This is a genomic window from Capnocytophaga sp. oral taxon 329 str. F0087 (assembly GCF_000213295.2).
GTDB classification, from domain to species: Bacteria; Bacteroidota; Bacteroidia; order Flavobacteriales; family Flavobacteriaceae; genus Capnocytophaga; species Capnocytophaga leadbetteri_A.
The window spans coordinates 1-23516 of record NZ_KN390006.1 but is presented as its reverse complement, the minus strand read 5'-3'; the positions used below and the strand labels follow the sequence as shown (position 1 = coordinate 23516).

Sequence of the window (23516 nt, the reverse complement as noted above, 5' to 3'; positions counted from 1 at the left end):
AATTACAATGAAAAACATTATTTTATCAATAGGTTTTATACTTATAAGCACTGTACTGAGTGCCCAGAATGTATTTGAGGCATCGGGTGAGAGAAGTACGCAAAAAATAAGCGTTGCTAAATATACTAAAATAGCTATTGACGAGATGTTAGATGTAGCACTCGTAAATGAAAAGAACGACCATATCTACATTGATGCTGATAATGCTATTCACCCCATTATCAAAACAACAGTAGAAGAAGGCACTTTAAAAGTAGCTTTAAAGCTGCCTAAAGGGGTAAATATGGTGCAAACAGGGGGTATCACAGTTAAAATACCTGTAAAAGGAACTGAAGAGTTACAAATGAAAATGGGCAAACTCTCTTCTGACGAACCTATAAAACTTGCTTCATACAAAATAAAACTCGATTATGTTTCAGAGCTCAATTTAGATTTAAATATTCAGGAGTTAGACCTTAAAATAAGTAGCTGCCGAAAAGGAGATTTAAAACTTAACTGCAAAAACCTTACTTTCGAGGCAGGCTCTCTTAGTGGTTTAGCTATTAGTGGAAAAGCTGAAAATGCCACTTTTGTATCAAACGGAATAGCTAATATAGAAGCATACGATTTGAAAATACAAGACGCTACTTTTGACAACTCATCAATACTAAAAGCTAAATTATATATTAACGGCACTATACAAGGCAAAACTAATGGCATTTTCGAATTGCGATACAAAGGAAATGCTATTAGCCGTATAGAACCCAGCCCAATGGTTAAAATTATAAAAGAAGAAAAAGAATGACACAAGAATTGGATGGTAGTCATACACGTTGTCGGCAAAAAGGAGAATCTACAGGCTATTAAGCAAGAAAAAAATCCGTAACCACAAATAGCATTTTTTTGTGTGATAATAAAGGGCAAATGATAGCAATGGGGAGTATCTTGATGTAACTTGGATTGGAATGCTTTTATTAGGGTTTATCTCCAAGTTCCTAAAAAAAGTTTAAACACGTTTATTGATAAAATAGGGAGAGAGGTTATTCCTACAAGATATTTTGATGCAAAAAGTTTCTCAGGAGGAGTAGCTTTAGTTCGCCCCACTGAACTTGATAGATGGTTTGAAATAAACAAGAAAGGTGAGTGTGCAGAGTTTTGTGATGAAGCCCCAGCAGGACACCCCATAACCAAATAATTTTTAAAAATATAACAAAGATGAAAAATATATTACTTTACACTCTATTACTAACTGCTACCCTAACCTATGCGCAAGGTCTGCTACCTGAAGAAAAGGTAAAAAAAGAGCCGTCTGCCCAGCCTGTGCAACAAACAAAGAAGTACGCTTGGAAAGGTAAATATTATGAAGGATTAGCAATGGTAAGATTGGATAAAAAATATGGTTTTATAGATAAAACAGGTAAAGAAGTGATTCCTATAAAGTATGATAATGCTTGGGGTTTTTCAGAAGGATTAGCAAACGTTAGGCTAAATAACAAATGGGGTTTTATAGATAAAACAGGTAAAGAAGTTATTCCTATAAAGTATAATTATGCAGATAGATTTTCAGAAGGATTAGCTTTAGTAATATTAGATAAAAAATATGGTTTTATAGATAAAACAGGTAAAGAAGTGACTCCTATAAAGTATGATAATGCTAGGGTTTTTTCAGAAGGATTAGCTTTAGTAAAATTGAATGATAGATATGGTTTTATAGATAAAACAGGTAAAGAAGTGATTCCTATAAAGTATGATGATGCGAGCAGTTTTTCAGAAGGATTAGCAAGCGTGAGTTTGAATTATAGATATGGTTTTATAGATAAAACAGGTAAAGAAGTGATTCCTATAAAGTATAATTATGATGTTTGGGATTTTTCAGAAGGATTAGCAAAGGTTAGCCTAAATAACAAATATGGTTTTATAGATAAAACAGGTAAAGAAGTGATTCCTATAAAGTATGTTGATATTTGGCTTTTTTCAGAAGGATTAGCAAGAGTTCTGCTAAATAACAAATTGGGTTTTATAGATAAAACAGGTAAAGAAGTGATTCCTATAAAGTATGATGATGCAGATAGTTTTTCAGAAGGATTAGCAAGCGTGAGTTTGAATGGAAAATATGGTTTTATAGATAAAACAGGTAAAGAAGTGATTCCTATAAAGTATGATGATGTTTGGTATTTTTCAGAAGGATTAGCAGCCGTAAGTCTAAATAACAAATGGGGTTTTATAGATAAAACAGGTAAAGAAGTGATTCCTATAAAGTATGATGATGCTGAAAGTCCTTCAGAAGGATTAGCTAAAGTAAAATTGAATGATAAATATGGCTTTATAGATAAAACAGGCAAAGAAGTGATTCCTATAAAGTATGATTATGTTGCGGATTTTTCAGAAGGATTAGCACAAGTAAAGCTAAATAACAAATGGTTCTATATAAACCAAAAAGGAGAATGTGTGAAAGACTGTAATAATGCCCCTGCCGACCACCCCATAGCCAAATAACTTTTAAAAAATATTACAAATATGAAAAACATATTACTTTACACTCTATTACTAACTGCATAGCTGATATAGAAGCATACGATTTGAAAATACAAGATGCTACTTTTGACAACTCATCAATACTAAAAGCTAAATTGTATATTAACGGCACTATACAAGGCAAAACTAATGGCTTTTTTGAATTGCGATACAAAGGGAATGCTATTAGCCGTATAGACCCCAGCCCAATGGTTAAAATTATAAAAGAAGAAAAAGAATGAATCAACAACAAGATTTTCTAAAATATCAAGCTCCTACTTCGCCTTATCCGCGATTATTGGAGGTAGAGCGCGCCGAAGGTAGCTATATCTACACTACCGACGGTAAGAAATATTTAGATTTTGTAGCAGGGGTATCGGCTTGTACCTTAGGGCATTGCCACCCTGCGGTAGTGAAAGCCATACAAGAGCAATGCGCTACTTATATGCACGTAATGGTCTATGGCGAGTACATACAAAAGCCTGCGGTAGACTTCTGCAAGCTCCTCGCGACACAACTACCCCCCGAACTCAACACTACCTATTTGGTAAATTCGGGTACGGAAGCCATTGAGGGGTCAGTAAAGTTGGCGAAACGTGTAACAGGGCGCACCCAACTGATAGCTGCCAAAAATGCGTATCACGGCAATACACAGGGGTCGATGAGCCTAATGGGCTATGAGGAGCGCAAGCGTCCGTTTCGTCCGCTCCTACCCGATGTAGATTTTATAGAGTTTAACAACGAGGCTGATATACTGAAAATAACCGAGCGCACCGCTGGGGTAGTCTTAGAAAGCATACAAGGAGGGGCTGGCTTTATTGAGCCCCAAAACGATTACCTTATCAAGGTAAAACGCCGTTGCGAAGAGGTAGGTGCCCTGCTGATTATAGACGAAATACAACCTGGTTTCGGGCGCACCGGTAAGCTCTTTGGTTTTCAGAACTACGGCATCACCCCCGATATTATCGCTATAGGCAAGGGTATGGCAAGCGGTATGCCGGTGGGGGCTTTCGTATCGTCTTACGAGCGTATGCAGCTATTGGCAAATAACCCTAAAATGGGGCATATCACCACCTTTGGCGGTAACCCTGTGATTGCAGCAGCCTCTCTGGCTACCCTCAACCAGCTGCTCACCACCGATCTAATGGCTCAAACCTTAGAGAAAGAAAAGCTTTTCAGAAAATACTTACAACACCCCCTTATCGAGAGTGTAAACGGCAAAGGACTGATGTTAGCGGTTATCGTTAAAAGTTCAGAAATAGCTGATTTTGTGATTAACTATTGTCAAGACAGAGGGCTAATAGTGTATTGGCTATTGTTTGAAGGTCGTGCTGTACGCCTTTCACCTCCACTCACCCTTAGCGAAGCCGAAATAAAAGAGGGTTGCGACATCATCTTAGAAGCCCTTGAGGTAGCAAAAACGAAGTTCTAAAAACAAAAGACATCAGACAAGAGACGAAAAACAAGAGGAAAGGTTGCTAATTTAAGATTATTTATTATCTTTGCCGAGAAATCGACAAATTAGCAAATTGACAAATCTATCAATATGAGCAAAGTACTAACATCTTTATTAGATAACGATTTTTACAAATTCACAATGCAGTGCGGGGTGGTGCAGCTATTCCCAAAAACTAAAGCGCGCTATACCTTTATCAACAGGGGTAAACACGAGTTTCCCAAAGGATTTGACAAAGCCCTACGCGCCGCTGTTGATGCTATGGCAGATCTTAAACTCACTAAAGACGAAAAAGCTTTCTTGGTGAAGAACTGCCCCTATTTAAGTCCGCTATACTTAGATTTTTTAGAGGGCTATCGCTACGACCCCTCTGAGGTGCATATCGCCCAAGAGGGTAGCGACCTAAAGGTAACTGTTGAAGGACATTGGTATCGCACTATTCTTTGGGAAGTGCCTTTACTGTCTATCATCAGCGAATTGTACTACCAGCTAATGAATGCTACTGCGTGGACAGACGCTCAGGTAATTGCTAATACCAGAGAAAAAGAATTGTTATACAAAGAGTTAGGAGTAGTTTTTGCCGAATTTGGTACCCGTAGGCGACATTCTTACCACGTACACGACATCGTAATGCGTACCCTCTTAGAAGGCTATGGTAGTACCTTTATGGGCTCAAGCAATGTGCATTTCGCTATGAAATACAAGGTAAAACCGATAGGTACGCACGCCCACGAATGGTTTATGTTTCACGCTGCCGAGTACAGCTACAAAATGGCAAACGCCCTTTCATTAGAGCACTGGGTAGATGTGTACAGAGGCGACCTTGGGGTCGCGCTATCAGACACCTACACTACCGATGTGTTCTTTAAGCAGTTCGACAAGAAATTCAGCAAACTTTTTGACGGGGTACGCCACGATAGCGGCGACCCGATAGTATTTGCCGAAAAAACCATAGCACACTATAAGAAAATGGGTATCGACCCGCTATCAAAATACATTATTTTCTCTGACGGACTAAATCCTAAGAAAGTACAGGCTATTACTGAGGCGTGCAAAGGCAAGATAGGCATCTCATTCGGTATAGGCACCGACCTGACTAACGATGTAGGCTTACGCCCTATGAATATAGTGATGAAGCTAACCGAAGTACTAACCAGCGACGACGAATGGGTACCTACCGTAAAACTATCAGACGAGCCTAACAAGCATACAGGCGACCCTAAGATGATAGCCCTTGCAAAAGGAATATTAGGAATTGAATAATCTTATGAAATACGCATTGATGATAGCAGGTATTGCGGTAGCCTTATCGCGGTATCTTTTTCCGGAGTACGACCAAGTGCTATTAGTAGTAGGGGTTTCCTTGCTAATGGCTGGGGTCTATCTCGTATCAAGAGGTTTATCCTCTAAAAATGAAGACAATTAGCAAATTAGTGAATATAGGAGATTACATAGAAGTATTAGACGACACCATAAAAGGACACGTAGTGCGCGTAACGCCACAAGAGGTAACGATGCTCAGCACCGAAGGCTTCGAGCTTAGCTTTCGCCCCGACGAAGTAGTGGCTATCAGTGAGGAAGTGCCTATAAAAAGTGCTTTTGCTACGATAGACGAGGAGAGCCTCAGAAAAGATGTGCTCCCTAAAAGACGTCAGAAAGCACCCCTTACCAAACGCGAAAAGTCCATACCCCCAATGGAGGTAGATTTGCACATAGAACAATTAGTTGATTCTACAAGGAATATGACCAATTATGATATGCTTACCCTTCAACTCGAAACAGCACGCCGCCAGTTAGAGTTCGCTATCGCCCAGCGCATTCAGCGGGTAGTGTTCATTCACGGGGTTGGCGAAGGAGTATTGCGCACCGAATTAGAGTTTCTGTTAGGTCGCTATTCTAATGTTACTTTCTACGATGCCGAATATGCCAAATATGGGGTGGGCGCCACCGAAGTGTATATCTACCAAAAAGCAAAATAATGATTGAAGCAACTAACATACACAAAACCTATAAAACGTTGGAAGTGCTCAAAGGCGTATCGGTAGAGGTAGCAAAAGCTGAAATAGTGTCGATAGTAGGAGCCTCAGGGGCAGGAAAGACTACCTTGCTGCACATTTTAGGCACCTTAGACAGTCCAGATGCTAATACTGAAGCCTCACTGCGTATCAATGGCACAGATATACTAGCACTTTCGTCTAAAAACCTTGCTAAATTCCGCAATGAGCATATAGGTTTTATCTTTCAGTTTCACCAACTCTTGCCCGAATTTACGGCTTTAGAGAACATCTGTATTCCTGCCTTTATCAAAGGGGTTGGCAAAAAAGAAGCTGAAAAGCGCGCTATGGAGTTATTAGACTTTCTGCATTTGGGGGCACGTGCCCATCATAAGCCTAATGCCCTTTCGGGGGGCGAACAGCAACGAGTATCGGTAGCGCGCGCCCTGATAAACCAGCCCGATGTGGTATTTGCTGACGAACCCAGTGGTAACCTCGACTCTGAGAGTGCAGAGCACCTACATCAACTGTTTTTTCAGCTCAGAAAAGAGTTCAACCAGACTTTCGTAATCGTAACCCATAATGAGGAATTGGCAGCTATGGCTGATAGAAAGTTAGTAATGGTAGACGGAAAGATAATTAGCAAATTAGCAGATTAGTAACTTTAAAATTAACATATACATTTATGAAGAAAATCTTATTAATGACCCTTATGGTTTGCGGGCTAACAGCTTGTACTTCGCTACCTCAGTCGGCCAACAATTTTATCAACACTTATTTTGCGCATACAACGGTGCAAGAAGTAGAGCGCGAGAGTGATACGAATGGCTATTCGGTAAAACTGAAAGATCGCACCGAAATAGAATTTGCTGAAAACGGCGATTGGCTAAAAGTAGAAGCCGAAGACGGCAATAGTATCCCAACTGATTTCTTTCCTAAGAAAATAGCCGATTATGCCGCTGAACGCTCTTTCATCATTGAATCGATTAGCAAGACTAACATAGGCTACAAAGTAGAAATTGTAGGTTCTAAAAGTGCTTTGTTTTTCAATAAAGCAGGCGACCCTATAGGTAATTATTAAAAAGTGGCATTACTTTTGCTTTCAAGAAAAATTGTATCAAATAAATAATAATAAAATGAATACATTAAAAAAATTATCAACTGTAGCTTTTGCCCTATTTGCTTTTGGGGTAGCTAACGCTCAAGAAGACGGATTGATACCAGTTCAGTCACTGCCTACTAGTGCACAAACATTTATCAATCAGAACTTTTCTGCCAATAACATCGTTTCAGTATGGCAAGACAATGAAAAAGGTAGAGTAGAAGATTACACCGTGCTCTTTGCCGATGGCACTGAAGTAGAATTTCGTGCTAATGGCGACTGGAAAGAAGTAAAAGCGCGCAACGGAGCTGTACCTGCTAAAATAGTACCTGCTAAAATAAGCAAATACGTACACAAAAATTATCCTAATGTCCTCATCAAAGAAATTCAGAAAGAAAGAAGAAAATATGAGGTAAGCCTCTCTAACGGATTGGACTTAGATTTTAATTTGAATGGTAAATTTTTAAAAATAGACGACTAATATGAAAAAAATATTATTTGCTATCTTAGCTGCTTTTTCGCTACAAGTAGCTACAGCACAAGACAGAAAAGTAGATTTTAACGAACTACCCGCTGATGCAATCAACTTTGTACGGCAACACTTTTTAGTAGCCGACATCAATTCAGTATGGAAAGATGTCGATTATAAAGATGAAGAATTCTCTGTTATCTTCAAAGATGGGCTTGAAATAGAGTTTAACGGCGAAGGCGACTGGAAAGAAATAAAAGTACATAGAGGAAAAGTGCCTGATCACGTAGTTCCTGAAAAGATATTAGCTCACGTAAATGCTACTTTCCCCTTTGAATCTATCAAAGAAATATCACACAGTATCTCCAAAAAAACTTACAAAGTAAAAGTTACTGATGGACAAAAACTAAAATTTGACGATAATTTTAACTTTATAGAAGTAAAGTAAAATTCTTTTGAATAGGCTTTGCCAAAGTGTTTTTTAGGAAAGACTTTGGCAAAGTTTCTTTTTGTTAATTATCAATTGTCAATTATTTATGTACGACCTTTTGATTATAGGCGGTGGGGCTGCGGGCTTTTTTACTGCTATCAATGCTGCTGAAAAGCACCCCGATTTTAGCATAGCGATTCTCGAGAAAAGCAAAGAGGTGCTACAAAAAGTACGCATTTCGGGGGGCGGGCGTTGCAACCTCACCAATGCTACTTTTACTCCTGCCGAATTAGTGCGTAACTATCCGCGTGGTTATAAAGAACTCCTCAGTCCGTTTCACCGGTTTATGTGCGGCGATGTGATGGAGTGGTTTGAGTCGCATGGTGTACCCCTAAAAACAGAAGATGATGGACGCGTATTTCCGGCTTCAGATAGTTCAGAAAGTATCATAAATTGCTTTCTGAAAGCCATAGCCCAGCACAGTATAGAGCTATTCACCCAACAGAATGTACAGGCTATCAGCCCTGCTGAACAAGGGTGGCAAGTACGCACTGCTAACCGTACTTTTACGGCAAAACGGCTTGTTATCGCTACAGGTAGTAACCCCAAAATATGGCAGCTCTTAGCCAATTTAGGGCATACTATAGTACCTCCTGTGCCTTCACTCTTTACCTTTCAAACGGCTACCGAATGGGCTAAAACTCTTTCGGGTATAGCCGTAACCGCTACGGTACAGCTTTTTAATCAAAAAGGCGATTTTCTTCAGATAAGCGAAAGAGCACCGCTACTCTTCACCCACAAAGGGTTTAGCGGCCCTGCTGTATTGCGTGCTTCAGCTTGGGGGGCAAGAGTGTTAGCCTCATTAAACTATCAGTGCCTAATGGAAGTCAATTTTGCTACAACAGATGACCAAGCCCTTAGCTATGACGAGGTGCTCCTGCAACTACAAGATTGCAAACAGAGGCACGGACGCAAAGCCATGCAAAGTGTTACCCTATTTCAGCTACCCAAACGCCTATGGGAAGCCCTATTAGAAAGTGCCGGAGTTGCCCCTGCACAACAATGGGCATCACTCAATAAATCTCAACTACAACAGTTAGCGAAAGTGCTGACCCAAAGCCGCTTTAGTATTATTGGCAAAAACACCTTCAAAGAAGAGTTCGTAACAGCAGGCGGAGTAAAACTCTCAGAAATAGACTTCAAAACCTATCAGAGCAAGCTATTTAAGCATCTTTACTTAGCAGGCGAAGTGCTAGATATTGATGCCGTTACGGGTGGTTTTAACTTTCAAAATGCTTGGACAGGAGGCTATCTTATCAGTGAAGCCTTATGATTTTTGAATTTTGAAGTATGAATTTTGTTTTTTGAATTGTCAATTGTCAATTGTTTTGTATCTTTGCCGCGTTTTTGTAATATTGTAATTAGTTTCTATGCTTAACGTTCATAACTTATCTGTTTCTTTTCAAGGCGAATACCTTTTTGAAGAGGTAGCTTTTATGCTCAATGCGGGCGACCGTGTAGGACTTATCGGCAAGAATGGAGCAGGTAAATCAACTATGCTCAAACTGCTTTCGCGCGAGCTAAAACCAGACTCTGGCACTATAGCAGCTGACAAAGATGTGCGTATCGGCTTTCTAAAGCAAGATATCGACTTCGTAAAAGGGCGTACTATTCTAGAGGAAGCCTATCAGGCTTTTGGCGAAATCAAAACATTAGAGCAAAAGTTAGACGATATACACCACCAAATAGAAACGCGCACCGACTACGAGAGCGAAAGTTATCACAATCTACTAGATATGCTAAGCGATTACACCCACCGCTTCGACCTTATCGGAGGCTACCTTTACCAAGGCGAGACCGAAAAAGTACTCTTGGGGTTGGGCTTTCAGCGCAGTGATTTCGACAAGCTAACCGATAGCTTTTCGGGTGGCTGGCGTATGCGTATAGAGTTGGCTAAATTGCTATTGCAAAACAATGACATCTTGCTGCTGGACGAGCCTACTAACCACTTAGACATCGAATCGATTATATGGTTAGAGCAATTCCTAACTACTTATAGTGGCGCTGTGGTAATCGTTTCGCACGATAAGATGTTTTTAGACAATGTAACCAACCGTACCATAGAGATTTCGGTAGGCAAGATATACGATTATCCTAAACCTTACAGCAAGTTTTTAGAACTTAGGCAAGAAATACGCGAACAACAACTCGCTTCGCAAAAGAATCAGGAGAAAAAGATACAACAAACAGAGAAGTTGATAGAAAAGTTCCGTGCTAAAGCTTCTAAAGCCTCTATGGCACAATCGCTTATCAAAAAACTCGACAAAATAGATCGCATAGAGGTAGATGAAGAGGACAATGCTGTGATGAATGTGCGCTTCCCCGTATCAGTTACCCCCGGTAAAGTGGTATTGGAGATAGACGATGTATCGAAGAGCTACGGCGAAAAAGAGGTGCTAAGCCACGTGAGTCTGTTAGTAGAACGAGGCAGCAAGATAGCCTTCGTAGGACAAAACGGACAAGGAAAAACGACCCTTGCCAAAATGATTATAGGCGAAACCGACTACCAAGGCACTATTAAGTTAGGGCACAATGTACAGTTAGGGTATTTTGCTCAGAACCAAGCCGACTATTTAGACGGCGAGCTGACAGTGCTCGATACTATGTACCACGCTGCCGATGACACTAACCGTATGAAAATACGCGATATACTCGGTTCTTTTCTCTTCAGAGGCGATGAGGTAGACAAGAAAGTGAAAGTACTATCAGGAGGCGAGCGCAACCGCTTGGCTTTGGCTAAAATGTTGCTCTCAGACTTCAACGTGTTAGTAATGGACGAGCCTACTAACCACTTAGACATCAAATCGAAAAATGTGCTAAAGAAAGCCCTACAGCAATTTGAAGGTACGCTCATCATCGTATCGCACGACCGAGATTTCTTGCAAGGGCTAACTGATAAAGTATACGAATTTAAGAATAAGAACATAAAAGAATATCTCGGCGATATAGATTTCTACTTAGAACAACGTGCCGTAGCTAACTTTAGAGAGATGGAGCAGCAAAAAGAAACGCTCTCTGCCCCTACTAAAGCAACTACAAGTGCTGAAAAGCTAAGTTTTGAGCAACAAAAACAGCAGAAAGCTGCCCAAAACAAGCTCAATAAGATAGAAAACCAAATAGCTGCCCTCGAAGAGGAACTAAAACAGATGGATATACAGATGGGGCAGGGAGTACAAAGCAATGATTATTATAAAGAATACGAACAGAAAAAGAGAATGCTGGAGGAACTGATGACTGAGTGGGAAAACCTAATGAGCTAACGATATGCACCCTAAGAAAATTTTATTTTTTATCATAGGCGTACTTGTAGCCCTTTTTACAATGACGCTCTTTAGCAGTTATCACATCACCGATAGCGGTACGGTGCGAGAGGGTATATCCTTTGGCAATACTATGCTACGGTATCCTACCCCCGATATATTGGGGATGTTGTTTAAATCAAAAGAGAAAGAAAACAACAAGCTAAATGAGCTCATCAAAGAGACCAATACTATTGTAGATGAAAAGACTGACAAACTGGCAACGAATGACACTATTGCCAATGACAGTCTACATAAGTTAGAGACCAATGTAGAGGGCAAAATATACTACCCCGGCAACCGTATAGACTACATTAAACGATTGAAAAACAAGCTCAGACAAGGTGTTTGCCAAATAGTACACTACGGCGACTCGCAAATAGAAGGCGATCGCATTACCGGCTATGTGCGCAATAGACTACAGCTTGCTTTTAATGGTGGAGGGCCTGGTTTCTTCCCTATAAAAGTGGTGTATAACCAAAATAGTATAGATATAACCACCTCGGGCAACTGGGTGCGTTACGCCTTTTTCGACCGCAAACAGCGTCGCAAGGTAGGGCACGATATGTATGGACTTTTTGCTACCTACTCGCGTTTTACTAATTATGCCAAAGATACTACCGGACTATCGGTGAGCAAAGCCTCTTTTACCATAAAACCTTCAGCTAAATCGTATGCTCGATTGCAACACTATACTAAATTTGGCTTGCATTATGGCAATGCAATAGGAAAGGTGAAGATAAAAGTATATGAAAACGGCAATATTATCAAAACAGATAGCCTTATTTCAGATGGCAAATACCACAACTACAAGCTAAATTTTGCTACTACACCTAAAGAACTCAAAATAGAATTAGAAGCACGTGTAAGTCCTGATTTTTATGGGGTTACCCTCGATGCCGACACAGGTGTACGTATGGATAATGTGGCGATGCGAGGCGAGGCGGGGCGCATCTTTACACGTATGAATTATGAGAACTACCGACAAATGTCAGTAGACCGTCAGCCCGACCTTTTCATCTTCCAATACGGAGGGAACACTATCCCCTATATGAAAACAGACCAGCAGTTAAGAGAATACGTAGAGGGACTAATATTCAATATGAAATGGGTAAAACGCGCTAACCCTAACGCGATGTTTATGCTGTTAGGCCCTGGTGATATGACCACCTCGCGCAATGGACAGCGACTCACTTATCCTTTCTTACCTAAACTCAACGACCTGATGAAAGAAGAATGTATGAAGAACGACGTAGCCTACTTTAGTATGTACGAAGCTATGGGTGGCGAAAACTCAATGATTTCTTGGGTAAAACAAGGAATGGCTGCCTCAGATTACGTACATTTTAGTCCGAAAGGTACCAAACTTATATCAGAAGTGTTTTATCAGTGCCTACATAACGACCTTGCCTCAGTGGAATAATTATGACAGATTTTTTTAATAATTTCTTTACCTTTGACCCACAACACCCGCTCACCTTTGTGCGAATAGACTTTTGGATATTCTTCGCTTTGGTGTATGCGGTTTTTGCGCTTATATACAAACGAAGACACTTGCGAAATCTATTTTTGCTGATAGCCAGCTTCTATTTCTATTACAAAGCTAGTGGGTTATTCGTCTTATTATTAGTATTTAGCACTGTCACCGACTTCTATTTAGGGCATTACATCGACCAACATCAAGAGGAACTACGCCGCAAAATAGCAGTAACAATAAGTGTCTGTCTGAATTTATTAGTGCTTTCGTATTTCAAATACGCTTATTTCTTCACTGACACCTATAATGTTCTCTTTCAGACTCACCACCAAACATTCAACTATTTAGCTTATTGGGCTAATGGCTTCAATTACAAGGGCTACTTCAGCGTTGACGATATTATACTGCCAGTAGGTATTTCGTTTTATACGTTTCAGACCATCAGCTATACAGTAGATATCTACCGGAAGAAGATAGCTCCGCTGAAATCAATGTTGGATTTTGGTTTTTATGTGAGCTTCTTCCCTCAGTTGGTAGCAGGGCCTATAGTAAGAGCTGAAGAGTTTGTACCTCAGATACTGAAGAAAACAGTTGTTAGCAAAGAAGAGTTTAACAAGGCTATTTTCCTCATTTTGAAAGGGCTTATCAAAAAGATGATTTTTGCTGACTTTATAGCAATGCACTTCCTCGACAAAGTATTCGATGCCCCTGCTATGCACACGGGTTTTATGAACCTACTGGCTCTGATAGGCTATTCGCTACAGATTTACGGCGACTTTTCTGGTTATACTGATATTGCTATAGGGGTAGCTCTGCTCTTAGGCTTTAAGCTGCCTGTCAATTTTAACTCTCCTTATAAAGCACTCAATTGCGGTGATTTCTGGAAGCGCTGGCACATCTCACTCTCTACGTGGCTAAAAGATTATCTATACATACCACTGGGGGGCAATCGCAATAGCACATTGGGCACCTTTGTATTCTCGCTCATCTTCGTAGTGATATTAGTGGTCGCTATTGGCAATCTCACCTTTACCCTCATAACTGGTTCGCTATTAATCATAGGGTCAGTAGTGGCGTTTTTCTACAAACCTTTTGAACGGTATCTCACTACCAACATCAATATAATGCTGACGATGCTCATCGGGGGGCTATGGCACGGAGCTGCGTGGAAGTTCGCTATTTGGGGCGGACTCAATGGTTTGGGAGTGATAGCCTATAAATACTGGCGCAAAGTAAGTCCGTATGAGAATAGTGCCTCTTGGGTGGCAAGAGCTTGGAAGATACTCTTTACCTTTTCGTTTATCACTTTTACCCGTATTTTCTTCCGCAGTAATGATATGGAGGGAGTGAATCAGTGGTTTGCACAAGTAGCCCATAATATGGACTGGGATTCGGCAATGAGCATCATAAGGCACAATAATATACCTCTGGCTATCATCATTATTGGGTATATCACCCATTGGCTGCCACAACGTTGGAAAGATTATATAGAGTACGTATTTGCCCAAAGTCATTACACAGTGAAAGTAGCTATAACCTTAGTCGTAGTGCTTATCTGTTATCAGGCGTATTCTACCGACATTCAACCGTTTATATATTTTCAGTTTTAAAAACACAATTAATTAGACATTATAAAAAATCAGAATTATGTTGTATATCAAACAATTATTGCAAGAAGGCAAAAGCATACAGGGCGAAATCACCCTTAAAGGGTGGGTACGCACCTTCCGCAGCAACCGTTTTATCGCCCTAAATGACGGCTCGACTATTGAGAATGTGCAAGTAGTGGTCGATTTTGAAAATACAGACCCTGAACTACTAAAGCGCATCACTACCGGAGCCGCTATAGAAGTGAAAGGACAAGTGGTAGAAAGTCAAGGGAAAGGACAGGCAGTAGAGGTACAAGCTACTACTATTAGTATATTAGGCGACAGTAATCCTGAAGAATACCCTATACAGCCTAAAAAACACTCCCTTGAGTTTTTGCGCGAAAATGCCCACCTACGCGTGCGCTCTAATACCTTTAGCGCTGTAATGCGTGTGCGCTCTACTCTGGCATATGCTATTCACAAATACTTCCAAGACAATGGCTTTTTCTATGTAAATACGCCTATCATCACCGGTAGCGATGCTGAAGGAGCTGGCGAGATGTTCCGCGTAACAACTTTAGACGCTAAAAATCCACCGCTAACTGAAGATGGAAAGGTAGATTATAAAAAAGACTTCTTTGGACGCGAAACTAATCTTACCGTATCAGGACAGTTAGAAGGTGAGACTTTTGCAATGGCTCTTGGTAAGATTTATACTTTTGGGCCTACTTTCCGTGCTGAAAACTCTAATACCTCACGCCACTTAGCCGAGTTCTGGATGATAGAGCCTGAAATGGCGTTTTTCGACCTTATCGACAATATGAATTTGGCTGAAGACTTTATTAAGTATGTGCTAAAATACACCTTAGAAGTACGTCGTGATGACCTTGAGTTCCTCAACAAACGTTTCTTAGAAGAAGAAAAAGGCAAACCACAACAAGAACGCAGCTCTATGTCGCTTATTGAGAAGTTAGAGTTTGTGATAAACAACGACTTTAAACGCGTAAGCTATACTGAGGCCATCGACATTCTAAAGAATTGCAACCACAATAAGAAGAAGAAATTCCAATACCTTGTAGACGAATGGGGTATTGACTTGCAAAGTGAACACGAGCGTTATTTGGTAGAAAAACACTTTGAATGCCCTGTAATACTCTATGACTATCCGGCAAACATCAAAGCGTTTTATATGCGCCTAAATGACGATGGTAAGACGGTACGCGCTATGGACATCCTCTTCCCTGGTATTGGCGAAATAGTAGGGGGTTCGCAGCGTGAAGAGCGCTATGAGGTGCTTAAAAAGAAAATCGCTGATCTGAATATGGACGAAGCAACTCTTTGGTGGTACTTAGACCTCCGCAAGTTTGGTACTGCTGTACACAGTGGTTTTGGGTTAGGCTTTGAGCGTTTGGTACTCTTTGCTACCGGTATGACTAATATACGCGATGTAATACCTTACCCACGTACTCCACAGAGTGCTGAGTTTTAATAGATATTTAAAAGGTAAATAAAAAATAGAGAGGATTATCAGAATGATAGTCCTCTCTATTATTATGGTTTAAACGTAACGGATTACATAGAGTATTTGTTTACGCGTTCTTTAGCTTTGATAAGGTCTAGACCTAAGCTGTTGATTTTTTGCTGTTTTTCGAGCAATTTGCCTTTGAATTTAGCTTCGTCTTGAGGAGAAAGAGCCCCTTTAGCTTTCTTCATATCAAATTTGTTTTGCTCTTTAGCTAAATCGGTTTTAGCTTTAGTTATTTTAGCTTCTACTTTAGCTACTTCGCTATTAGCTTTGCTCAATTGTCGTTTTTTCTTTTGAGCTTCTTTTTCAGCTTTAGCTTTGGCTTTTTCAGCTTTTTCTTGTTCTTTTTTAGCTTTCTTTTCAGCTTTAGCTTTTTCTTTAGCAGCTTTTTCTTCAGCTCTTTTGGCTTTTTCAGCTTCTTTTTTAGCTTTTTTCTCAGCTTTTTCTTGTTCTTTTTTAGCCTTTTCTTCAGCTTTCTTAGCTTTTTCAGCTTCTTTCTTGGCTTTTTCTTCAGCTTTAGCTTTTTCCTTTAGCGCTTTTTCTTCAGCTTTTAGGGCTTTTTCTTGTTCTTTTTGCGCTTGTTGTTGTGCTTTGAGCTGTTCTTTTTCAGCCTTTAGGGCAGCCTCTTGTTGTGCTTGAGTAGCTACATCAGAGCCTAATATAACTGTAGAAGAAACTGTATCAGTAACTGTACCTACCATAGGTTGTTCTACCTGAGCGGTAGCTAAATGAGCAGCAAAAAGAGCTGCGGCGAATGTGATTGCGTGTAATTTCATAGTTTATTTTTATTTAGTTTTTTCGGGGGCAAAGATACACAAAATAACGATACCCCGTTCTTTTTTATAACATTTTTAACAAAAAAAAGTCGCCTACAGGGTATAGGGAAAGTAGGCGACTTTTAGGAGTAATTAAAATATAAATAGTTATGGATTATTGAACATTACCTCTAATGCGCAATCCTTTTACGGGATTGGTTTTAGCGTTAGAAGTTACGGTAATCGTTTTGCTGATTGGGCCTACGCGATTGGTATCGTATTTTACTTCAATTTTTCCTTTAGCCCCTGGTGCTACAGGTTGGTTTGTCCAAGAAGGAACAGTACAACCGCAAGAAGAAGCTACGTTAGTGATTACGAGCGGTGCTTTACCAGTATTAGTAAATTCGAACACACGCACGCCATCAGCACCTTGTTTGATGTTACCATAGTCGATTTCTTCAGCTTTGAATGAAATTTCTGCGTCTTGGGCATAAGCCATTACACCAAAAAATGCTAAAAACACAAATGTTAAAAACTTTTTCATAGTATAAAAAATTAAATTATAAATTAGTTGTTTTTTACGTTAGGTACAGTTACAATAATCGTGCCAAAGTATGATTTGTCAATTTGTCAATTTGCCGATTTGTCAATTTGCCGATTTGCTGATTTGTGGATTATTATAATCGTCTGGCAGTTTGAAATTAATGAAATAAGCATAGGTTACAGCTGTTGGAACTCCTCTCATTTTACCTGGGATAAAGCAGGGTAGGCTTCTGATAAGGAAGACAGCTTCTTCTTCCAATATTTTGTTAGCGGCTCGCTTCCCTATTATACTGACAGTACCATCAGTATTGATGCGAAAAGCTATAGCCACTTTTCCTTGTATCTCCTGAGCTAGGGCTTCAGGAGGATATTTAAAATGTATCTTCACGTGCTTGTCTAGCTGCTCTTTAAAACATTGATATTGCTTGTCGTTAGGAACTTCTTTGCAGGCTTCGAACATAGGTTTTTCTTCTATAATAAAATAGGGAATCTCAACAGGTTTTTCATCGTCTGAAGGAGCGACAATTTCTTCTTGTGCATAGCTATTGGCTACTACTGCTAAACATAGTACTAAAAGGATTTTTGGTAAGAGTTTCATTATCTATCTGTTTTTGAAAAAAAGCACAATAAATATGCCAAAGTTTGAGAGTAGTATATTTTTCTGGTTTTTGACCTATTATTAGACGTTTATACTTCGCTAAATCTTCGTCTATCCTTCGTTCTTCCTATATTGTTTGTATATCGTTTGTATAGGGTAAATGGCTACAGAAAATTTTTCTGTTTGCAAATTCGCTATTTTTTTCGTATGTTTGCAACTTTAAAGTGAATCTGTATGCTTACTAAAGAACCTTTATACTATTACACCCGCTTGCGAAAGCGCTTCCCGAACTCGTATCTGGCTGAAGATAACAATCAGATTATCATTGGCATAGACGCTGATTATATAGATGCAACTGACTATAGCTACGCTGCCCTTGAACAGTATTTTCAGCAGCAAACGCCTATAGCGCCTTTTGCGGGACTCTTTGGGGTGTTCGCGTATGAAACTATTCATTTTTTTGAACATATTCCGCAGAAAACTGACGCTCAATATTTCTTTCCGCCTTTTGTCTTTGCTAATGCTAAAGCCTACCTACACTATTCTAAAATAAACAAAGTGTACTCTTGCTACGGTGAGGAGGGGGTGTATTTTGATTTTCTGCAAAAAGGTGATGAGGTTATAGAGGATTCGGCACAGGCTCCTACCTATCATATACACACTGACTTGCAACAGGAAAGCGAGCACTTTGGGGCAATAGTGGAGAAGGCTAAAGAGTATATTCGCTCGGGCGATGTGTTTCAGGTGGTGCTTAGCGAGCAGCTTTGTTTGGCTACCAATTTGGACTCGCTTACTTTCTACCGCTTGCTCTCTCAGGCAAACCCTTCGCCTTATATGTTCCACTTCCCCACTCCGTATGGCGATGTAGTAGGCTCAAGTCCGGAGATTTTAGTAGATATTACCGGCAACCAAATACATATAGCCCCTATTGCGGGTTCGAGACCTCGTGGGAAAGATGCGAATGAAGATGTGCGTTTGGAGCAAGAACTCCTTAGCGACCCTAAAGAGTGTGCCGAACACCGTATGTTAGTGGATTTAGCACGGAATGATATAGGGAAGTTTGCCGAAAAAGGGTCGGTTAGCGTTAAAAATATGATGCACGTACTGCGTTACCAGCATATTATGCACATAGTATCGGATGTGTATGGCAATAAACGGGCTGACGTATCGCCTTTTGAGGTGATTTCTATCGTTTTTCCGGCAGGAACACTCAGCGGCGCTCCTAAAATACGGGCTATGGAGCTTATTGGGGAGCTGGAGACCTACGCTCGCAACGTATATGGCGGGGGGATAGGCTTTTTGCACTTCAATGGCAATGTGCAGTTGGCAATAGTGATACGGAGTGCTTTCTTTGAGGCGGCACACCCTAACAGCCGTCAGCAGCGGGTATTTATACAGGCCGGTGCGGGTATAGTGTATGACTCGGTGCCTGAAAGGGAATACGCTGAAATACAGCACAAAAGAGCCTCTGTGCTTAATATTTTTACGCAATACTGTAAGAATCAATAATTTTTAGAAACATCCCCCCTGCCCCCTTCAAAGGGGGAGATGCGATGGTCAATAAAGGGGGAGATGTGACGGTCAATATAGACGAACATCATAATTTAATATAAGTTCAGTATAAGGATACAATATAAATAAGTTCTCTTTGTTTTACTTTTGATATGATTTTACTAATAGATAATTACGATTCATTTGTGTTTAACGTGGCACAATACCTCAGCGAACTGACTGATGAGGAAGTGAAAACAGTGCGCAACGATGCGCTTACGCTTGCTGAAATACGGGCTCTTCAGCCTACTCGCATTGTGCTTTCGCCAGGCCCTAAACACCCTAAAGATAGTGGTATTTGCTTAGAAATTCTGAAGGAAATTACTGATATTCCGATTTTGGGTATCTGCTTGGGGCATCAGGCATTCGGGCTTGTACACGGGGCTACTATAGCTCGCCTTGAAACGCCCCTGCACGGCAAGACTTCTGAAATGGAGGTTGTGGATAAAGAGGCGACTCTTTTTAAAGGGTTGCCACCGCGTTTCAACGTGATGCGCTATCATTCGCTATACGTGGATAAAGACACGCTGCCTGAAGAACTAAAAATTACCGCCCTTTCGGACGATGGGGTAATAATGGCTTTGCAGCACCGCCACAAGCCCATACACAGCATACAGTTTCACCCTGAATCGTTTTTTACTGAATACGGTAAGAACATTATAAAGAACTTTTTGGTAGGTACGCAGGTGGCTCTCCCCACACAAGACAATGCTGACAAGCAGAAGGCTTATGCCGATGAGGTGTTTAGAAAACATCTGAAAAAGCTACAGGATAACCTACCGCTTGCTGACCCTGATTTTAAAGAAATATGTGCCGTACTGAACAGTAAGCAGTATGACATAGTGCAGCTCGGGGCTCTGTTGGTGCTCATCAGCGAGAAGAGTCTGTATCCGGAATCGCTTACTGCTTTTGTACGCAACCTATTGGCATACAGTACTACCTTTGCCGATGACCGCCCTATGATAGACCTCTGTGGCACTGGCGGCGACGGACTGAAGACTATCAACATTTCGACCACTGTAGCCTTTATAGTAGCGGCGATGGGGGTTAGAGTTGCTAAACACGGCAACCGCTCGGTTACCAGCAAAAGTGGCAGTAGTGATGTACTGCAAGAATTAGGCGTGCCGCTAGAATCTTCATTGGTTAAACAACTACAGACTTTGGACAGCAAAGGGGTGGCTTTCTTTCACGCTCCTTTCTTTCACAAATTAGTAGGTGAAGTGCGCGAGGTACGTCAGCGATTGGGTATACGTACGGTTTTCAACGTATTAGGGCCTCTTTTGCACCCTAACACTCACCTAAAATATCAGTTGGTAGGGCTCTATCACGAGCCTGTAATGCGTCTTTATGCTGAAACGCTTCAGCTATTGGGCAGAGAACACGCTTTGGTGGTAAGAGGTAATGATGGGTTGGACGAAATAACGCTCTGCGATGAGACGAAAATAGTAGAAGTAAAGGGCAACAAGCTATTAGAATACAGCATTGCTCCTGAAATGTTTGGTTTTAAGCGTGCTTTTCACGCTGAGATAGAGGGAGGCTCTCCCAAAGAAAACGCTGAGATACTGCGTCGCACCCTTAGAGGCGAAGAGCGCGGGGCTAAAGCTGATATAGTGATGCTCAACGCTATGTTTGCCCTCTATACTGCCAACGTAGTGAAACACCCTATGGAGGCTAAACCTCTTATAGAAGAGGCTATTAGGAACGGAAAGGTTTGGAACTATTATCAATTGACAATTGATAGTTTGTAGATTATTTGTTATTTTTGCGGCATATAAAATCAAGAAAAATATGAGAAGTATACAGTTTAATCAAGAAATAACATTTGAACAGTATCAAATGGCGGTACGCGTATTGGAAGCCATAGGATTAGAGGTTCAGAAAAATGAAATGCCTACTTTGCCTTTAGAAGTTATAGAGGGTATTGAACAAGGTTGGCAAGAATTGCGCGAAGGAAAAGGAATTGCAAGCGCTGATGTTCATAAAAAAGCAAGAATTTTATGTGCCGGAAGATAATATGGGCGCCAAAAGCAGAAAAAGCCTATCTTTCAATCTTAGATTTTTGGATTGAACATAACGATTCATCTGCTTATTCCCTAAAAATTATAGCAGCAGTAGAGGCAACCGAAAAGAGAATCTCTGAATATCCCTTTATAAACCCTATTGTATATGAAACTCCTCTGAAAGAAATCAGAAGAGCGGTAATACTTTATAATTTTTCATTATTTTACGAGGTTTTTCCTGATAAAATAGAAGTGGTTTTCTTTTTTGACAACAGAGATAACCCTAAAAAACTACCATTTTAAAAAAGAGCAATGGATATACTATTAGAAATAAAAAAACAGCGCGATGTACAGCTTGAAAGAGAGCGGACTTTGCTGCAACGCCCTTCGTTTAAAGAGGCTTTATCAAAAAAAGGTATTAGCATTATAGGTGAGATAAAACGCGCCTCGCCCTCTAAAGGACCAATAGCAAATGAGCAGTTTGAGCTTATCCCTCAAGCGCAATCTTACCAACAAAAGGGTGTGGCTGCCTTTTCTATCCTTACGGAAGAGGCGTATTTCAAAGGTGATAATCTGTTTATACCCCGCGTAAAAGAGGCTATCCCTACTATACCTATCTTGCGCAAAGATTTTATTTACACTCCTTTTCAGGTAGCACATAGCAAGTTTTTAGGCGCCTCGGCTATACTGCTTATCGTGCGTATGCTAAACGACACTCAGCTACTGTCGCTACACCGTTTGGCGCAAGATTTGGATTTAGATGTATTAGTAGAGGTACACGATGCCCACGAACTGGAGCGCGCTCTTGCCATTCCTGAATTGGCTATACTCGGTATTAACAATCGCAATCTTAATACCTTTGAGGTATCGCTCGCCACTACCAAACAGTTGCTGCAGCAACTACCCAAAGAGAGACGAGAAAAACTGATAGTTGTAAGCGAAAGCGGTTTCCACAGCTCAGAAGATATCGCTTATGCTGAACAATTAGGGGTTGATGCCCTCTTAATAGGGGAAGCCCTAATGAAAGGGGAGATTTAAGGATTAGCTGATTTGTCGATTTGCTAATTTGACGATTATTCTATATTTTTGCACTAAATACAAACACTGAATACTATGTCTTACACAATAACCATAAACAGTAATAGCGCGCAAGCAGAAAGCCTTGTACAATTTCTTAAAAGTCTTGATTTCGTAGACGTTAAGAAGAAAAGAGAGGCTAAAGTAGCCACTGTTGCACCCAAAGTATTAGAGGAAGATGAAGATGGAATGCCTCTTGCTTATAAAGATTTTATCTTAGACCTCTCGAAAAAAACTAAAAAAGCAGCCGCTAAACGATTCTACGAAAAAGTAGCTGATAATAATATATTATGATAGTTATTACTGACACCAATATATTTTATAGTGCTTTAGCTGCTCCGCAAGGAGAAATTGCTAAAATATTAAACGAGAGGGGGAATATACAATTTTTAGTACCTGATTATCTTATTGAAGAGATTGAAGAACTCAAGTAAGAAAACATCTTTATAAAAAGCAAAAATGATTACAAAACTAAAAATATGTGGTATCAGGAGTGTAGCTGAAATTGAAGCGCTCGGTGATTTGGCTATTGATTATTTTGGTTGTATATTTGCCGAAAATAGCAAACGTTATGTGAATATTGACCTTGCTACATCTATAGTTGAGAAGATACACCAAGCGGGGAAGCTGGCGGTAGGGGTGTTTGTAGATGCGCCTTTGCAAATGATACAGCAGACCATAGCTGCTACTAAAATTGACATCGTACAACTACACGGCAGTGAGTCGCCCCAATATTGCCAAACGCTTCAACAAGAAGGGATTAGCCTCTGGAAGGCTTTCGCTGTATGGGATACCCTGCCTGACATATCGGCTTATCTTCCTTATATACAGTATCCTCTGTTTGACACTAAAGGGGCTAACAAAGGTGGTAACGGCATCGCCTTTCGATGGGAGGTGCTAAAAGGAATGTCCGCTTACTCATTTGTATTAGCAGGTGGTATAGAGGAAAACAATCTGCAAGAAGCCCTTAGCTATCAGCCTGCCATACTAGATGTGAACAGCAAAGTAGAAATAAACGACCGCAAAAATCGCTCTCTTATACAAAGACTTATAGAAAAATTAGCAAATTAGCAAATTAGAGAATTAGCAAATGAATAC

The 23516-nt window shown here is 40.4% G+C and carries 27 protein-coding genes and 1 pseudogene; 25 read left to right on the top strand and 3 right to left on the bottom strand.

Annotated elements, in window-relative coordinates:
- Nucleotides 1–7 precede the first annotated feature (7 nt).
- From HMPREF9074_RS06505 to asnS, 17 genes are all read left to right on the top strand, one after another.
- Nucleotides 8–784: a GIN domain-containing protein gene (locus tag HMPREF9074_RS06505; RefSeq protein ID WP_034540048.1), complete on the top strand. Its 777-nt coding sequence runs from the start codon at nucleotides 8–10 to the stop codon at nucleotides 782–784.
- 150 nt (nucleotides 785–934) lie between these two features.
- The gene (locus tag HMPREF9074_RS12830) at nucleotides 935–1174 is read left to right on the top strand and encodes a WG repeat-containing protein (RefSeq protein WP_009391869.1); all 240 of its coding nucleotides are present in this window, start codon (nucleotides 935–937) and stop codon (nucleotides 1172–1174) included.
- Between the two features lie 20 nt (nucleotides 1175–1194).
- A complete protein-coding gene (locus HMPREF9074_RS06495) occupies nucleotides 1195–2475 on the top strand; it encodes a WG repeat-containing protein (RefSeq protein ID WP_034540046.1) in 1281 nt (426 codons plus the stop codon).
- An 83-nt stretch (nucleotides 2476–2558) separates the two neighbouring features.
- A complete protein-coding gene (locus HMPREF9074_RS12375; protein ID WP_009390436.1) occupies nucleotides 2559–2735 on the top strand; it encodes a hypothetical protein in 177 nt (58 codons plus the stop codon).
- Nucleotides 2732–3925 carry an aspartate aminotransferase family protein gene (locus HMPREF9074_RS06490; protein ID WP_009390437.1) on the top strand — a complete coding sequence of 398 codons (1194 nt, stop codon included), beginning with the start codon at nucleotides 2732–2734 and terminating at the stop codon, nucleotides 3923–3925. The genes HMPREF9074_RS12375 and HMPREF9074_RS06490 overlap by 4 nt, the downstream gene beginning before the upstream one ends.
- 114 nt (nucleotides 3926–4039) lie before the next feature.
- Nucleotides 4040–5212 (top strand): nicotinate phosphoribosyltransferase, encoded by a 1173-nt coding sequence (pncB, locus tag HMPREF9074_RS06485; protein ID WP_009390438.1) that lies wholly within the window; start codon nucleotides 4040–4042, stop codon nucleotides 5210–5212.
- Nucleotides 5213–5216: 4 nt separating this feature from the next.
- Entirely contained in the window at nucleotides 5217–5375 is a 159-nt protein-coding gene (locus tag HMPREF9074_RS12370; RefSeq protein ID WP_009390439.1) for a hypothetical protein, read from the top strand.
- Nucleotides 5362–5928 (top strand): Smr/MutS family protein, encoded by a 567-nt coding sequence (locus HMPREF9074_RS06475; RefSeq protein WP_009390440.1) that lies wholly within the window; start codon nucleotides 5362–5364, stop codon nucleotides 5926–5928. Before HMPREF9074_RS12370 ends, HMPREF9074_RS06475 begins: the two co-directional genes overlap by 14 nt.
- Nucleotides 5928–6602: an ABC transporter ATP-binding protein gene (locus tag HMPREF9074_RS06470; RefSeq protein WP_009390441.1), complete on the top strand. Its 675-nt coding sequence runs from the start codon at nucleotides 5928–5930 to the stop codon at nucleotides 6600–6602. Before HMPREF9074_RS06475 ends, HMPREF9074_RS06470 begins: the two co-directional genes overlap by 1 nt.
- A 26-nt stretch (nucleotides 6603–6628) precedes the next feature.
- On the top strand, nucleotides 6629–7024 hold the full coding sequence (locus tag HMPREF9074_RS06465; protein ID WP_009390442.1) for a PepSY-like domain-containing protein: 396 nt from the start codon (nucleotides 6629–6631) through the stop codon (nucleotides 7022–7024).
- Nucleotides 7025–7079: 55 nt separating this feature from the next.
- Nucleotides 7080–7526, top strand: a complete 447-nt coding sequence (locus tag HMPREF9074_RS06460) for a PepSY-like domain-containing protein (protein WP_009390443.1) — start codon at nucleotides 7080–7082, stop codon at nucleotides 7524–7526.
- Nucleotide 7527: 1 nt separating this feature from the next.
- Nucleotides 7528–7962, top strand: coding sequence for a PepSY-like domain-containing protein (locus tag HMPREF9074_RS06455; RefSeq protein WP_009390444.1), 435 nt, complete (start codon nucleotides 7528–7530; stop codon nucleotides 7960–7962).
- An 88-nt stretch (nucleotides 7963–8050) separates the two neighbouring features.
- Nucleotides 8051–9277 carry a BaiN/RdsA family NAD(P)/FAD-dependent oxidoreductase gene (locus tag HMPREF9074_RS06450; protein WP_009390445.1) on the top strand — a complete coding sequence of 409 codons (1227 nt, stop codon included), beginning with the start codon at nucleotides 8051–8053 and terminating at the stop codon, nucleotides 9275–9277.
- Nucleotides 9278–9374: 97 nt separating this feature from the next.
- Nucleotides 9375–11264, top strand: coding sequence for an ABC-F family ATP-binding cassette domain-containing protein (locus HMPREF9074_RS06445; RefSeq protein ID WP_009390446.1), 1890 nt, complete (start codon nucleotides 9375–9377; stop codon nucleotides 11262–11264).
- A gap of 4 nt (nucleotides 11265–11268) precedes the next feature.
- Nucleotides 11269–12726: an SGNH/GDSL hydrolase family protein gene (locus tag HMPREF9074_RS06440; RefSeq protein ID WP_009390447.1), complete on the top strand. Its 1458-nt coding sequence runs from the start codon at nucleotides 11269–11271 to the stop codon at nucleotides 12724–12726.
- 2 nt (nucleotides 12727–12728) lie between these two features.
- Entirely contained in the window at nucleotides 12729–14390 is a 1662-nt protein-coding gene (locus HMPREF9074_RS06435; RefSeq protein WP_009390448.1) for an MBOAT family O-acyltransferase, read from the top strand.
- 37 nt (nucleotides 14391–14427) lie between these two features.
- Nucleotides 14428–15858, top strand: coding sequence for an asparagine--tRNA ligase (gene asnS, locus HMPREF9074_RS06430; RefSeq protein ID WP_009390449.1), 1431 nt, complete (start codon nucleotides 14428–14430; stop codon nucleotides 15856–15858).
- 83 nt (nucleotides 15859–15941) lie between these two features.
- On the opposite strand, the gene HMPREF9074_RS06425 is transcribed toward asnS, so the two are convergent.
- From HMPREF9074_RS06425 to HMPREF9074_RS06415, 3 genes are all read right to left on the bottom strand, one after another.
- A complete protein-coding gene (locus tag HMPREF9074_RS06425) occupies nucleotides 15942–16670 on the bottom strand; it encodes a hypothetical protein (RefSeq protein ID WP_009390450.1) in 729 nt (242 codons plus the stop codon).
- A 154-nt stretch (nucleotides 16671–16824) separates the two neighbouring features.
- Nucleotides 16825–17193: a DUF1573 domain-containing protein gene (locus HMPREF9074_RS06420; RefSeq protein WP_009390451.1), complete on the bottom strand. Its 369-nt coding sequence runs from the start codon at nucleotides 17191–17193 to the stop codon at nucleotides 16825–16827.
- A 102-nt stretch (nucleotides 17194–17295) separates the two neighbouring features.
- Entirely contained in the window at nucleotides 17296–17790 is a 495-nt protein-coding gene (locus tag HMPREF9074_RS06415) for an energy transducer TonB (RefSeq protein WP_009390452.1), read from the bottom strand.
- Between the two features lie 234 nt (nucleotides 17791–18024).
- Here HMPREF9074_RS06415 and HMPREF9074_RS06410 point away from each other — a divergent pair, with 234 nt between their 5' ends.
- The 8 genes and pseudogenes from HMPREF9074_RS06410 to HMPREF9074_RS06375 all read left to right on the top strand — a co-directional run bounded on the left by HMPREF9074_RS06410 (nucleotide 18025) and on the right by HMPREF9074_RS06375 (nucleotide 23489).
- Nucleotides 18025–19299: an anthranilate synthase component I family protein gene (locus HMPREF9074_RS06410; RefSeq protein ID WP_009390453.1), complete on the top strand. Its 1275-nt coding sequence runs from the start codon at nucleotides 18025–18027 to the stop codon at nucleotides 19297–19299.
- Nucleotides 19300–19454: 155 nt separating this feature from the next.
- A complete protein-coding gene (trpD, locus tag HMPREF9074_RS06405; RefSeq protein WP_009390454.1) occupies nucleotides 19455–21089 on the top strand; it encodes an anthranilate phosphoribosyltransferase in 1635 nt (544 codons plus the stop codon).
- 40 nt (nucleotides 21090–21129) lie between these two features.
- Nucleotides 21130–21354, top strand: a complete 225-nt coding sequence (locus HMPREF9074_RS06400) for a hypothetical protein (RefSeq protein WP_034540042.1) — start codon at nucleotides 21130–21132, stop codon at nucleotides 21352–21354.
- Entirely contained in the window at nucleotides 21339–21644 is a 306-nt protein-coding gene (locus HMPREF9074_RS06395) for a type II toxin-antitoxin system RelE/ParE family toxin (RefSeq protein WP_009390456.1), read from the top strand. The genes HMPREF9074_RS06400 and HMPREF9074_RS06395 overlap by 16 nt, the downstream gene beginning before the upstream one ends.
- A gap of 9 nt (nucleotides 21645–21653) precedes the next feature.
- Nucleotides 21654–22379, top strand: a complete 726-nt coding sequence (locus HMPREF9074_RS06390) for an indole-3-glycerol phosphate synthase TrpC (protein ID WP_009390457.1) — start codon at nucleotides 21654–21656, stop codon at nucleotides 22377–22379.
- 75 nt (nucleotides 22380–22454) lie between these two features.
- Nucleotides 22455–22712 (top strand): hypothetical protein, encoded by a 258-nt coding sequence (locus tag HMPREF9074_RS06385; RefSeq protein WP_009390458.1) that lies wholly within the window; start codon nucleotides 22455–22457, stop codon nucleotides 22710–22712.
- Nucleotides 22709–22843, top strand: a pseudogene (locus HMPREF9074_RS06380) (PIN domain nuclease); the annotation flags it as partial. The gene HMPREF9074_RS06385 and the pseudogene HMPREF9074_RS06380, both read left to right, overlap by 4 nt.
- A gap of 34 nt (nucleotides 22844–22877) precedes the next feature.
- Entirely contained in the window at nucleotides 22878–23489 is a 612-nt protein-coding gene (locus HMPREF9074_RS06375) for a phosphoribosylanthranilate isomerase (protein ID WP_009390460.1), read from the top strand.
- Nucleotides 23490–23516 lie beyond the last annotated feature (27 nt).

Coding starts and splice junctions, on each gene's coding strand:
- HMPREF9074_RS06505 (WP_034540048.1), top strand. CDS start 8: ATGAAAAACATTATTTTATCAATAGGTTTTATACTTATAAGCACTGTA.
- HMPREF9074_RS06495 (WP_034540046.1), top strand. CDS start 1,195: ATGAAAAATATATTACTTTACACTCTATTACTAACTGCTACCCTAACC.
- HMPREF9074_RS06490 (WP_009390437.1), top strand. CDS start 2,732: ATGAATCAACAACAAGATTTTCTAAAATATCAAGCTCCTACTTCGCCT.
- pncB (WP_009390438.1), top strand. CDS start 4,040: ATGAGCAAAGTACTAACATCTTTATTAGATAACGATTTTTACAAATTC.
- HMPREF9074_RS12370 (WP_009390439.1), top strand. CDS start 5,217: ATGAAATACGCATTGATGATAGCAGGTATTGCGGTAGCCTTATCGCGG.
- HMPREF9074_RS06475 (WP_009390440.1), top strand. CDS start 5,362: ATGAAGACAATTAGCAAATTAGTGAATATAGGAGATTACATAGAAGTA.
- HMPREF9074_RS06470 (WP_009390441.1), top strand. CDS start 5,928: ATGATTGAAGCAACTAACATACACAAAACCTATAAAACGTTGGAAGTG.
- HMPREF9074_RS06465 (WP_009390442.1), top strand. CDS start 6,629: ATGAAGAAAATCTTATTAATGACCCTTATGGTTTGCGGGCTAACAGCT.
- HMPREF9074_RS06460 (WP_009390443.1), top strand. CDS start 7,080: ATGAATACATTAAAAAAATTATCAACTGTAGCTTTTGCCCTATTTGCT.
- HMPREF9074_RS06455 (WP_009390444.1), top strand. CDS start 7,528: ATGAAAAAAATATTATTTGCTATCTTAGCTGCTTTTTCGCTACAAGTA.
- HMPREF9074_RS06450 (WP_009390445.1), top strand. CDS start 8,051: ATGTACGACCTTTTGATTATAGGCGGTGGGGCTGCGGGCTTTTTTACT.
- HMPREF9074_RS06445 (WP_009390446.1), top strand. CDS start 9,375: ATGCTTAACGTTCATAACTTATCTGTTTCTTTTCAAGGCGAATACCTT.
- HMPREF9074_RS06440 (WP_009390447.1), top strand. CDS start 11,269: ATGCACCCTAAGAAAATTTTATTTTTTATCATAGGCGTACTTGTAGCC.
- HMPREF9074_RS06435 (WP_009390448.1), top strand. CDS start 12,729: ATGACAGATTTTTTTAATAATTTCTTTACCTTTGACCCACAACACCCG.
- asnS (WP_009390449.1), top strand. CDS start 14,428: ATGTTGTATATCAAACAATTATTGCAAGAAGGCAAAAGCATACAGGGC.
- HMPREF9074_RS06425 (WP_009390450.1), bottom strand. CDS start 16,670: ATGAAATTACACGCAATCACATTCGCCGCAGCTCTTTTTGCTGCTCAT.
- HMPREF9074_RS06420 (WP_009390451.1), bottom strand. CDS start 17,193: ATGAAAAAGTTTTTAACATTTGTGTTTTTAGCATTTTTTGGTGTAATG.
- HMPREF9074_RS06415 (WP_009390452.1), bottom strand. CDS start 17,790: ATGAAACTCTTACCAAAAATCCTTTTAGTACTATGTTTAGCAGTAGTA.
- HMPREF9074_RS06410 (WP_009390453.1), top strand. CDS start 18,025: ATGCTTACTAAAGAACCTTTATACTATTACACCCGCTTGCGAAAGCGC.
- trpD (WP_009390454.1), top strand. CDS start 19,455: ATGATTTTACTAATAGATAATTACGATTCATTTGTGTTTAACGTGGCA.
- HMPREF9074_RS06400 (WP_034540042.1), top strand. CDS start 21,130: ATGAGAAGTATACAGTTTAATCAAGAAATAACATTTGAACAGTATCAA.
- HMPREF9074_RS06395 (WP_009390456.1), top strand. CDS start 21,339: ATGTGCCGGAAGATAATATGGGCGCCAAAAGCAGAAAAAGCCTATCTT.
- HMPREF9074_RS06390 (WP_009390457.1), top strand. CDS start 21,654: ATGGATATACTATTAGAAATAAAAAAACAGCGCGATGTACAGCTTGAA.
- HMPREF9074_RS06385 (WP_009390458.1), top strand. CDS start 22,455: ATGTCTTACACAATAACCATAAACAGTAATAGCGCGCAAGCAGAAAGC.
- HMPREF9074_RS06375 (WP_009390460.1), top strand. CDS start 22,878: ATGATTACAAAACTAAAAATATGTGGTATCAGGAGTGTAGCTGAAATT.